Here is an 11,904-nt window from a genome sequence, read left to right as displayed (position 1 = left end):
TGCCCCTTATAGAGTTTTATAGATTCTAATTTGATTGTTTGCCGAAAAAATATAATTGTATCTTTTATGTTAAAACTGCACACATTAGCATTCAAATATAATCTCCCCACAATTTTCAGGCTTTTTAAACGGTAATTCAACTTTTTTAAGAGTTTCGATGAATTTCTTAACTTCTTCATCTTCCAGCTTTTCTGACTTGATAAGGAAATCGTAATTTTCATCCCCAATAGGTATAAATTCCAACCCATATTTTTTGGCAATAGTTTCAATACCAATACCAATATCTGCTTTCCCCATAGTTACAGCAGCTCCTACCGCAGAGTGTGTTTTTGCCTCAATTTCGTAACCTTTTATATCTTTTTTATCAATACCATTTTCCTTTAAAAATTTATCAAATAATATTCTTGTTCCTGCTCCTTTATTTCTGTTTATAAATTTATATTTATCAATATTTTTAATGATATCATCCATACTATTGATATTCAAATCCTTTTTAAACATAAAACCCTGTTTTCTGATATAGCCTCTTATAAGTACCGCGTTCTTAAGTTTGTACTTTTTTATGAATGGAATGTTATATTCCCCGTCTTCACCAAGTAGGTGAATTCCTGAAATGTCTGCTTCCCCTCTTTTAATTGCCATTAATCCACCAAGGGAACCAACATTTATGGTTTTTGCATAGAGACCACCCCTATGTAGTATCACATCAACCCCTACACAATGGCTACCAATAATACTTAAACCAATTTTAATATCTCCAAATAGGTGAACTTCTACAACTTCATTTTCTAAAATCTCTTTATTTTCATCAACAACAATGTATCCATCTGCATAGGTTAATGAAGTTATTGCACCACTTCCCTTCGTTATTGGGTATGCACTATATCCATCCTGCCCTTTAACAACTGAAACTGGAAGATACTCTTCCCTACCTTTTGCAGAGAGGTATCTAATTGGGAAATTTGCACTAATTGTTTTTTTATTACCATCAACATCTTCAAAAAGAACATCAAATATGGTTAAACACGATGTTGGGTATCCTGGAAGTCCAACTATAAGTTTTTTACCTACTTTTCCAATAATTGTAGGTTTTCCAGGTTTTATTTTCATCCCATGTACTAAAATTTCTCCACCGAGCTCTTGAATTACAGTACTTGTTAAATCCCCAACACCTGCAGAAGTACCCCCACTTAAAATAACAACATCCTCATTTAATGCATTTTTTATGGAGTTTTTTAAATCTTCCTTATTGTCTCCGACAATACCGTAAAACTTAAAATCCCATCCTTTTTCCTTAATTGAAGACGCCAGTGTGTAGGTATTTACATCATAAATTTTATATGGTTTCAATTCCTCATCAGGATTTATAAGCTCGTTTCCGGTTGATATAAGTCCAATACTTAGATTTTTCTTTACCTTAATTTTTCCCTTTCCAACTGCTGCAAGTGCTCCTATATCCCTTGGTGAAAGTTTCATACCTTCCCTTAGAATAAGCTCTCCAGCCATCATGTCGTTTCCACAGTATTGGATATTTTCATGTGGGGAAACTGCACTATAAATTTTCACCCTGTTTCCAATCCTTTCGGTATATTCTACCATAACAACAGCATTTGCACCCTTGGGGATAGGAGCTCCAGTGGCTATTTCAATACATTCTCCATTTTTAATTTCTATATCAGAAAATCCCCCTGCTTTTACACTATCAACTACTTCTAAAGTTATGGGATTATCTTCTTCAGCTTCGTAAGTGTCCTCAGCCTTAACTGCATAACCATCCATTTTTGACCGGTCAAAAGGAGGTACGTCCACATTTGAGAATACGTCCTCTCCGAGAATCCTATTTATTCCCTCAAACAAGTTAACTTCTTCAAAATCTTCCAATTCCTTAATAGATTCCCTGACAATTTTCTTTGCATAATCTATAGTACAAAGTTGGAGGTATCTCAAAAAATCACCTTTAGAATTATTACAGTATTTAAATTAAAATAGTAACCACCTGGATAAATAGCTTATCCGTTTCAGTTACATAAAATAATACTTATTAAATTATTATGTCTATTTTTTCCCCACAGTTTGGACATTTTGGAGCTCCTGACGAAGTGTCAAGATTGTTGGAGGATACCGAAAACCCGTATCTTTCAACCAGTAGATTTCCACAGTTTGGACAGTAGGTATTTTCTCCACCATATTCCGGAACATTTCCTACATATACGTACTTCAAACCTTCTTCCAATGCCAACTCCCTAGCTTTTCTAAGTATTTCAACACTTGTTGATGGAATATCCAGTAGTTTATAATCGGGATGAAACCCAGTAAAATGTAGTGGGGTTTCTTTTCCAAGTTTATTCTTTACAAAATCTATTATATTCATTATATCTTCGATACTGTCGTTGTATGTAGGAATTATTAAATTGGTAATTTCAATATGTATTCCCAATTTCTTCGCTAAAACACAGGTCTCCAAAACAGGTTGAAGTTTGGCAAAGCATACCTCTTTGTAAAAGTTTTCGTTTCCTTTAATGTCGATGTTCATAGCATCTATTTTAAGATTTTTCAATGGTTCTTTTTCTATGTATCCATTGGTTACCATTACGTTAAAAAGACCATCCCTTTTTGAAGATTCGATGGTATCGTACATTAGCTCATAAAAAATTGTTGGTTCAGTATAGGTATAAGCTATTCCATCACATTCATACTTTGAAACCATTTGTACAATATCGTTGGGATAGAGCTCGGTGTAAAGAATTTCATCAGGAGCATACTGACTTATTTGCCAATTTTGACAGTGTTTGCATCTAAAGTTGCAACCTCCTGTGGCAATTGAAAATACACTTGAACCAGGGTGGAAATGGAACAATGGTTTTTTCTCAATAGGATCAATTGCAGCAGAGCTCACCTTACCATAGTTTATGGCATATAGTTTACCTTTTATGTTTTCCCTTCCCTTGCAGAATCCCCTCTTATTCTCTGGAATTACGCAGTGCCTTGGGCAAATATTGCATTTGACTTTGGTGTCCCCCATGTCTTCATAGAACATTGCTTCCCTTAACATCTGACCCCCCTCCATGTAGATGTTTTATAATTAAGTATATTTACTCCGACCTTAAAAAAGGTATGTTGCAAAAGGAGATTATAGTCGTTTTAGGAATGAGTACTTATATTAATATTATATATAATCTCTTACATTAAACACCTCAGTTATCTCCATTAAGACTTTGTTTTTATGGATTATATTGTAGGTTCTCTGAGGCAGTATTTTTTTATTGGTTTTAAGAAGAACTTGAACTTCTTCAGTTATTTCTTTAACATCGATATTTACTATTTCTCTTCTAGTCTCTAAATTGTGAATTTTTAAGATTTTGCCTATGGGGATATCTGCAGATAGTAAATCTCGTTTAATACCCTCCCTTATATGATCTTCCTCAATATTCTTAAGGGGGATTTTTGATACTGCATAGATCAATGGAATTCCTTCAACTTCAAGTACTACAGTTCTGTGATTTATGTCATCCATGATTTCTTGATATATGGTTTTTACAACAACTTCACATTCGAACAGTATTTCTAAAAGATTGGTTATACTTCCATCTGTCCCCAGCAATATTTTTTCTTCGTTTTTTAAACCATGTTTCCTAGAAAGTTCCTTTATTACCACATAAGGCTTTAATCTCTTTTCAACCACTGTACCACGTTTGATTTTGTTCTTAAACTTTTTGGTTTTACCTTTTGATTCTTAGATTGTATAAAGTTTTTGATCCATCTTACAGTTTACTATGAGTAGTTGTAATATAGTGATATAAGTATATATGATTTATTCACGTATACTAATTAATATACAGTTTAGTCTTCCACTCTGTTCAGTATTCATAACTACATATCAAATGTTTTTTTATTCTTTACTTCTATAACCTCCTCTTCGCCATTATTATCTGTTATTATCCATACTATACTATCATCTGTTTTTTTAGCTTTTAATGTTGAACCTCTACCACCTATTTCAGGTTGAAGATACATTTCTATAGCATTTACTGGACACTCCTTAACACACGCTGCGCAATCCCAGCAATCTCTCTTGTCCATAATTTCCGATTTTCCATCTTCCCTCTGGTACAGTAAATTACCTGGACATACTTTTGTACATAATCCACAACCTATGCATATCTCTTCTATTATCCTAATGGTCATTATTGATCACCGGATTAAATTTCTCATATTCCCGTTCTATAATCTCTATGTCATTCGTTTGACTATTATATTTGGAATTTATAAACTTAAACCAATTATCGTCTATTTCAGGATAATCAACCCTTTCCTGATAACATTTCCACCGTGTTTCTTTACGATATAACAAATGTTCCACTACCGCCCTAGCAACCAATATTCTATCTACCACTTCGTGATATTTCATCAATTCATACCTGTTTCTAACTTTTATTTTACTAAGGTCTTCTTCAATGGCTTTTAGCAGTTCTCTTGCAATTAAAAGTTTTGATTCATTTACCCGATAATAGGAAGATATCCCACCAGCATATTCGTCCATTACTTTTTGCATTCTTTCTTCTATTTCATCAGGAGAGAATTCTCCTTTTTTATTGTTTAATGGGTAGAATACCCTATCTATTTCTTTTGCTATTTCTTGCTCGTCTATTTCTATGTCATTTTCCATGCTTTTTATATATTCTATTGCTGCTTCTACTGCTATTTCGCCTTCGGCCATACATCCTGTAACATATTTTTTAGGCGAACCTCCGACTACATCCCCTGCTGCATATAATCCTTCCAAGGTTGTTTTTCTATTGATATCTACCCAATATCCTGCCTGTCCATGACCTCCCACGATATAGGGTTCAGATCCGCATATCTCAATAGGCGTGTTTTTAGGATTTATTTTTTCATCTTTCCATTTTAAAATAATCCCTGGTGACATACTTAAATAGGCTTCTTTTAACTTTTGAACATCTTCATCGCTTATTCCCCTTGTATCAAGATAGCAAGGCCCCCTTCCTTCAAGATTTTCAATCAAAGTCGCATACAATCTCATTGGTGTAGTGTTATTTTCATATTTCTCCATGTATTTTTCTCCAAGTGCATTTATCTGTGATACTTTAACTCCCTGTGCAATAGTTCCTGTTGGAGATATTACGTCCTTTACCCTTAGAGCTATAAATCTCATTTCAAACGTTGTCATTTCTGCCCCGGCCCTAAGCCCCATTGCAAATCCTGCGCCAGTATTAAACGGAGAATACCACATTTTATGTCTTGCCGCACCAGGGTTGTTTGGTTTGTATATGCCTGAAGCCCCACCTGTTGTACATATTACTGCTTTTGCCATTATTACGTAAAATTTATTCTCTTTTATAGAAAAAGCATAAGCTCCGCAAACTGTTTCATCTTTTAAAATATAATTCGTAGCTATTGTATTGTTTAAAACCTTAACACCTGCTTTTAAAGTAGCCTCTGCTAAAATTGGCTTTATACTTTCTCCATTAATTTTTATACTTCGCTTTCCTCTGGCCACGTATCGACCGTTTTCATCTTTTTGAATGGGCAACCCATACTCTTCTAGTTTTTTTGCCATTTTGTTTAATCTTTTTCCTATTGTGTATGTTAAATCCTCCCTTATAAGACCAGAAGATTCCTTTTTTACATATTCTACATAACTTTCTGGAGTTTCTCCCTCATTTAAATAAGCATTTATGGCATTAACTCCAGCAGCTAAGCAGCCACTTCTAATTATATTGGCTTTTTCTACTATTAGGACATCTAAATTTTTATCTATCTCCTTTGCCCTTATTGCGGCCTGACATCCTGCAGCTCCACCGCCGATTATTAAGATGTCAGTAAATATTTTTTTAACATCCATTTTTCTATCACCTGTTTTAATACGTCATAATGCCATTATTTTAACCTCCAGTGCAAAGTTTAAATGAAGGTAAGGTTGCAATGTATGTAAGAATTGTAAATAAACTAGATTTGATTAAATGGACAAATTCCTGCCAGTAATACCACTATTTTTATATTTGCTATTTCAATGTCAGTTTTTGAATTTATTTGGTAATTAAAAAGATATTAAAAAGAGAAATATGTATCAGGGTTTAAACCCATTAAACACACTTGCTATGGTTACCATTCCCGTAAATAAGATTAGCATATTGATAACCCTTCTAAGCTTATCTTTTTTGATAATTGAATTTAAGTGGGTGCCGAAATAAACACCAGGAATGGTTCCAAGAACTAGCCACAGTGATAAATAATAGTTAACATTACCTAGGCTAATGTGGCTTGCAGCACTAACTAAGGAGAGCATTAATCCATAAAAGACTGTAGTACCCACAACATAACGGGGATTTAATGTGGTAAAGTTAGCAAGTATAAATCCCACTAAAACGCCGGCACCTACCGAAGTGAATTGAACTACCAATCCCACGAAAAATCCAAGTAGTATCAAAGTCAAGAATTTAAGACTCTTACGTCCTTCAAATCTACCTTTTCTTAAACTCAATATGGAAGTTATTATTAGGATTATACCAAGAAACACAGTTAAATGATGGTTTATAAGGTCCCTATTGACATATCTTAAAATTTGAGAGCCTATTATTATAGCTGGAAAACTACCCGCAAATAATTTTAAAGAAGTATCTAGCTCAATATTTCCTTTTTTTCTATGGAAGATCGTTCCAAATATTTTTGTGACAGATGCATATACTAAATCAGTGCCTACTGCCGTTAGTGGTTCAACGCCTAAAAATATCAAAGAAGGGGTCATTAATGCCCCTCCTCCCACTCCAGTTAGCCCAACAAGTACACCCACCACAAAACCAAGAAATGTGAAGAGTAGCATAAGGCCCACCTTAAAGATAGCCGAGTTTCTGTGCAGTTCGTATCACAGTGTCTACTTCCTCTTCAATGCTCATTTTATGGCTCTCAATTTTAAGCTCTGGATTTTCAGGTTCTTCATAAACCCCGTCATATCCAGTTAGTCCTTTAATTTCTCCTTTTAATGCCTTAGCATAGAGTCCCTTTGGATCTCGCTGGATTCTGACCTCAAGGGGGCTGTGGATATAAACTTCCATAAAGTTTTGAATTTCTTTTCTTGCATATTCTCTAACTGCCCGATATGGTGAGATAAGGGAAACTATTGTTATTACACCATTTTTTGAAAGTAGTTTTGCCAGGTGAATGACCACCCTGTTATGCATTTCCCTAGCTTCCTTGCTAAATCCAATGTTTGGATATAGTGTATTCCTTATTACATCTCCATCTAAGATCTCAACCCTAAATCCCTTTTCCAATAATTTTTTCTCTAAAGCATAAGCCAAAGTTGATTTTCCTGCCCCACTTGGGCCAGTAAGCCAAATTGTAAATCCATCCTCAAGATTTTTTAAAAGTGAATTTTCACCGTTATTTAATTCTTCACTCATGATATACCCTCCAATTGTTTTTTTATTGAATATTGTCATGTATATGCTACATATATTGTCTTTATACGGCCTATCGATCCAGGTTGAGTATATAATATTTATTATTATATTTCAATCTAAGAATATAGCCTGGGCCTACTTACGTTATTATTGGTTTTATTCGCTGTGCATTCAGTTATTTTATAAACTGGCTAAGTATCCATTGATAATTCCTAAGACTTCATCTATCCTATTTTTTTCAAAAATTATGCCTAAAACTTCGCTTTTGCCACCTGCATTGAATCCCCTATTTTTCAGTATTTGAATTATTCCTTCCATATCTATTTTTTCTTTTAAATCTGGAGAAATCCTAAAGTATAATTGGGCTTTTTCATGAAATGACCTGTTTAAAACTACTGCTCCGTTATATCCCATCTCCCAAACTGCTTTTCTTGCAATTTTTGAGATTATATTGAAAGGACTTGAGTATTCGATAAATGCAATGTCATTTTTAACCTCAATTCCTGACAAGACATCTTTGATGGTTCTTTCTATCTCTTCGAGATTTTTAATCCAGGGTTCATACTCCAAAAGTTCTTTAAGTGGTCGATTTAAAACCAATTCAACGGCTTTTTCCGCAGCACTTCTGTCCATTGTTATATAATTTGAATCTATCAACTGAACAAGTTTTAGTGCTTCGTTTTTTGTTAAACCTTCGGTTTTTAAAAGTTCTAAAGTTTTGGGGATTTCAAAGGCTTTGTTTCCAATATCCCCAACTGCTCCAAGGGAGCTCCAGGAGTTCCACAGTGAAAAGTGGTTAGAAACCACAAATGATGCTGAAGGGAACTCCTTCCCGTTCATCCTTTCTAAGATTGGATTTACTTGCCTAACTTTTGGATTTTTAATCTTTTTTTGCAGATGGTGGTCGATGAATACAGTATCTTTTTCTACATCCTCCACTTCTTGCGGGAGATTCAAGTCTAAAATATAAACCTTTTCTGCTTCTTCGATGTGTTTTTTTACCCTTCCATCAAATCTAAATTCCCCGATAGGGGGCACAATATTGATGAAATCATCTAGCCCTAAGGCCTTAATAGTTAAAGCCGCTGAGGTTATTCCGTCCGTATCCCAATGGTGTATCACTAACATATTACTCATCCACAAATGGGTTTTCAAAGCTTCTTATTGTTTCATAGACTTCTTTTCTCATGAAGTACTCAGGAGGTAGTTCTCCATTAACAATCATGTTTCTAATTTTTGTTCCGCTAAAGTGTTCCCTGTATTCTGACGTGTGTGGGCAGATTCTATCATGAACTATTGCATTACATTTTTTACAGTAATAGAACTCCCTGAAGAATATTGGAGAAATTTCTAAGTCTGGGAAGTTTTGGAATATTTCTTGAGCTTCATATGGTCCGTAGTAATCCCCAACTCCAGCATGATCCCTTCCAACAATGAAATGAGTACATCCAAAGTTTTTCCTCATTATTGCATGATGTATTGCTTCCCTTGGTCCAGCATAACGCATCTCATATCTTACTGTTGCCAGAATGTCTGTATCTTTTGGATAGTAGTGCTCGAACAGGGTTTCATAGGCTTTTAAAATTACCTCGTCTTTGTAATCCCCTTTCTTTTTCTTTCCAATAACAGGGTTTACAAAAACTCCGTCAACAAAGGTTAGTGCCAACTTTTGTAGATACTCGTGTCCTAAATGAGGAACGTTTCTTGTTTGGAATGCTACAATAGTTTCCCAACCTTTCTCTTTAAATAACGCCCTTGTTTCGACAGGTCTTAACGTGTGGCTTTTAAACGGATTGGGTACCTCATTTAAAAGCTCAATTTCACCGCCAACCAAATATTCTCCTAATGCATAAGTTTTAGCTACACCAGGATGGGCTTCTTCATCTGTTTTGAAAACTTTTTTTGCAAATTCTTTTTTATCGTACGTGTAAATCTCATCAACCTGCATCTTTGCTATTGGGGTATCATTGTAATAGAGTAAAATGACATCCCCTTCTCCAAAGTTCTTTTCTTTTTCAGTTACATCCAAAACTATTGGAATACTCCAAGGTAACTCATTAGGTAGTCTCATATTGTCCAGTACTGACTGGAATTCATCCTTTCTTAAGAAACCTGTTAGTGGTGAATAAACTCCATGTGCTATATTCTCCAAATCTATTGCAGTCCCTTCTCTAATTTGAACTTTTGAAAATTCATTCTGTTCTTCCAAAATCTTCTCTTTTGTTTTTTCTGTAGCTACCCTATTGACTAACTTTCCACCATGAGGTTTTGAAACCATTAGTAATCACCCTAAATATTTATTCTTACATACTCTAATATTCATACATACTTATTGTATTTACCTATTGTATTTTCCATGACTTAATCCAAGCGTTATCCATAACTTAAAGCACTTAATTTCCCATTAATAAAGCACTTAATTGCCCTATTCTTTTTTTTCAGAAAGTACTCCTTCATCCTACAACAACCACAAATATACAATTCCATATGACACATGACTATCAACCCCATATAGTTTATTGAATTATATTAACTTTTTAACGGATTTAACCGTGTTTGGTTACATTATCAATACTAATATATATAGTTTTCTATTAGTGATTAATCATTGTAAAAAATAGTAAATAGATTTCATTAACTATACTGTGTAGTTAAATATTCCATTATTAAAAAGTTAATTTAAAAAATGTTAGAGCTCATACATAATAAAAAAAATAAAAAAATAAAAATTATTGCGCAAATTTTAAAATTTCCCTTAGGTCTTTTTTATCTACGCAAAAATCAGCGTTCTGCCTCAATATTTCTTTTGCACAAAAGGCTATTTTTAAACCTGCTTTCTTGAACATACTTATGTCGTTTGCCCCATCTCCAACAACTACAGTGTCTTTAAGATCTATACCTTCTTTTTTTGCCAATTCTTCTAAAATATTCCCTTTAGCAGATTCGTCCATAACTGGACCTCTAACTTCCCCGGTTAATTTACCGTTATTTGTTAAAAGTTCATTTGCGATGGCATAATCCAAACCAAGTTTTTCTTTAATTCTTTCCGCAGCAACGGTAAAACCACCGCTAACGACTCCAACGATGTAGCCCCTATTTTTTAATTCTTTTATAGTATCTTCTGCTCCTTCCATTAATTTTAAATTTGAAACTAAATCATCTATTTTCTCAGTAGGAAGTCCACTTAATAGGCTCACTCTCTTTCTTAATGATTCTCCAAAGTTTAATTTCCCTTCCATAGCTTCTTTGGTTATTTTTTTAACTTCGTCTTCAACACCTGCTATTTTGGCTATTTCATCTATCACTTCACAGTCAACAAGTGTACTATCTAAATCAAATAAAATCAGTTTTTTCTTTTTATTCATTAAATTCACCGGAAAAATAAAGTTTTAAAAGAATAATAAAGTTGAGCAGAGCGAAGAAATTACAAACCTGAAGTTTTTTAGCGTTTTTTAATATTATTCAACTTTCTCAAGTTCGATTTCGTAGTCGTGTATAACTGGGTTAGCAAGTAACTTTTTACACATTTCATCAACTTTGTTTAAGATTTCACTTTCATTATCTCCTTCAATTAAGAGCTCTACTTTTTTGAATGTTTTAGCATCTTTTACTTCGTTGTATCCTAAAAAATTTAAAGCCCTTAATACGGTTCTTCCCTCAGGGTTTAAAACTCCCTTTTTTAACTTTATAGTAACTGTTGCCTTGTACATGAGCTCACCAAATAATATTTTAAATGTTATTTATTGGTTATAATTATCTACAATCTCTCTATTTACAAATCATTTATTATATTTGCTTATAAACATCCAATTCTTTCAGCTACAACTTCGTATTTTCCAACAACATCTCCCATGTCCTTTCTATAAACATCCTTATCAAGAACATCTTTTGTTTCTTTATCCCATAATCTCATGGTGTCTGGGCTAATTTCGTCTGCAACTACTAATTTTCCATCCTTTGTTCTTCCAATCTCGATTTTGAAATCTACAAGGATTATGCCCTTTTCATCAAAGAATTTTTTCAAGGTTTCATTTACTTTCAATGCTAACTCTTTTAATTCTTTTAATTCCTCTTCTGTTGCAAGGTTTAAGGCAAGAGCTATGTCATCGTTTAACATTGGGTCTCCGTAGTCGTCGTTTTTATAATCAAACTGTACAATAGGGGTTGCTAATTCTTTACCTTCTTCAAATGGGTATTTTCTACATAAGCTCCCTGCGGCAATATTTCTAACTATAACCTCAATTGGTATGATTTCTACATTTTTAGCAATCATGTAGATTGGTTCAATGTATTCTATGAAATGTGTAGGAACACCATTTTCATTTAAGAGCTCGAACAATTTTGAAGATATTAAGGCATTTAGGTGGCCTTTTCCTTTTTTCACATCGTGCTTTTCCCCATTTCCTGCAGTAATATCGTCTCTGAATTCAATTAAAACCTTGTCATCATCTATTTCATATATGGATTTTGCCTTTCCACTGTA

The 11,904-nt window shown here is 33.9% G+C and carries 12 protein-coding genes; all 12 read right to left on the bottom strand.

Features of this window, described 5'->3' with window-relative positions:
• Positions 1–84 precede the first annotated feature (84 nt).
• Positions 85–1,947: a molybdopterin biosynthesis protein gene (locus F555_RS0103340; RefSeq protein ID WP_018153803.1), complete on the bottom strand. Its 1,863-nt coding sequence runs from the start codon at positions 1,945–1,947 to the stop codon at positions 85–87.
• A gap of 94 nt (positions 1,948–2,041) precedes the next feature.
• Entirely contained in the window at positions 2,042–3,052 is a 1,011-nt protein-coding gene (amrS, locus tag F555_RS0103335; protein ID WP_018153802.1) for an AmmeMemoRadiSam system radical SAM enzyme, read from the bottom strand.
• 114 nt (positions 3,053–3,166) lie between these two features.
• Entirely contained in the window at positions 3,167–3,682 is a 516-nt protein-coding gene (locus F555_RS0103330) for a chorismate pyruvate-lyase family protein (RefSeq protein ID WP_018153801.1), read from the bottom strand.
• Between the two features lie 188 nt (positions 3,683–3,870).
• On the bottom strand, positions 3,871–4,185 hold the full coding sequence (locus F555_RS0103325) for a 4Fe-4S dicluster domain-containing protein (RefSeq protein WP_018153800.1): 315 nt from the start codon (positions 4,183–4,185) through the stop codon (positions 3,871–3,873).
• A complete protein-coding gene (locus F555_RS0103320; protein WP_018153799.1) occupies positions 4,175–5,863 on the bottom strand; it encodes an adenylyl-sulfate reductase subunit alpha in 1,689 nt (562 codons plus the stop codon). The genes F555_RS0103325 and F555_RS0103320 overlap by 11 nt, the downstream gene beginning before the upstream one ends.
• Positions 5,864–6,088: 225 nt before the next feature.
• Entirely contained in the window at positions 6,089–6,841 is a 753-nt protein-coding gene (locus tag F555_RS0103315; protein WP_018153798.1) for a sulfite exporter TauE/SafE family protein, read from the bottom strand.
• A gap of 10 nt (positions 6,842–6,851) precedes the next feature.
• Positions 6,852–7,421 carry an adenylyl-sulfate kinase gene (cysC, locus tag F555_RS0103310; protein ID WP_018153797.1) on the bottom strand — a complete coding sequence of 190 codons (570 nt, stop codon included), beginning with the start codon at positions 7,419–7,421 and terminating at the stop codon, positions 6,852–6,854.
• A 180-nt stretch (positions 7,422–7,601) separates the two neighbouring features.
• Positions 7,602–8,549: a DHH family phosphoesterase gene (locus tag F555_RS0103305; protein ID WP_018153796.1), complete on the bottom strand. Its 948-nt coding sequence runs from the start codon at positions 8,547–8,549 to the stop codon at positions 7,602–7,604.
• Position 8,550: 1 nt separating this feature from the next.
• A complete protein-coding gene (sat, locus tag F555_RS0103300) occupies positions 8,551–9,699 on the bottom strand; it encodes a sulfate adenylyltransferase (protein WP_018153795.1) in 1,149 nt (382 codons plus the stop codon).
• Positions 9,700–10,150: 451 nt separating this feature from the next.
• Positions 10,151–10,786, bottom strand: a complete 636-nt coding sequence (gene serB / locus F555_RS0103295) for a phosphoserine phosphatase SerB (RefSeq protein ID WP_018153794.1) — start codon at positions 10,784–10,786, stop codon at positions 10,151–10,153.
• A gap of 93 nt (positions 10,787–10,879) precedes the next feature.
• Positions 10,880–11,131 carry a phosphoribosylformylglycinamidine synthase subunit PurS gene (gene purS, locus F555_RS0103290; RefSeq protein ID WP_018153793.1) on the bottom strand — a complete coding sequence of 84 codons (252 nt, stop codon included), beginning with the start codon at positions 11,129–11,131 and terminating at the stop codon, positions 10,880–10,882.
• 86 nt (positions 11,132–11,217) lie between these two features.
• Positions 11,218–11,904 (bottom strand): phosphoribosylaminoimidazolesuccinocarboxamide synthase (gene purC, locus F555_RS0103285; RefSeq protein ID WP_018153328.1); only part of this gene is annotated, 687 nt, incomplete at its 5' end.

It is taken from the genome of Methanothermococcus thermolithotrophicus DSM 2095 (genome assembly GCF_000376965.1).
Lineage (GTDB): Archaea > AGJL01 > Methanococci > Methanococcales > Methanococcaceae > Methanothermococcus > Methanothermococcus thermolithotrophicus.
This window is presented reverse-complemented; position numbering and strand designations above follow the sequence as displayed.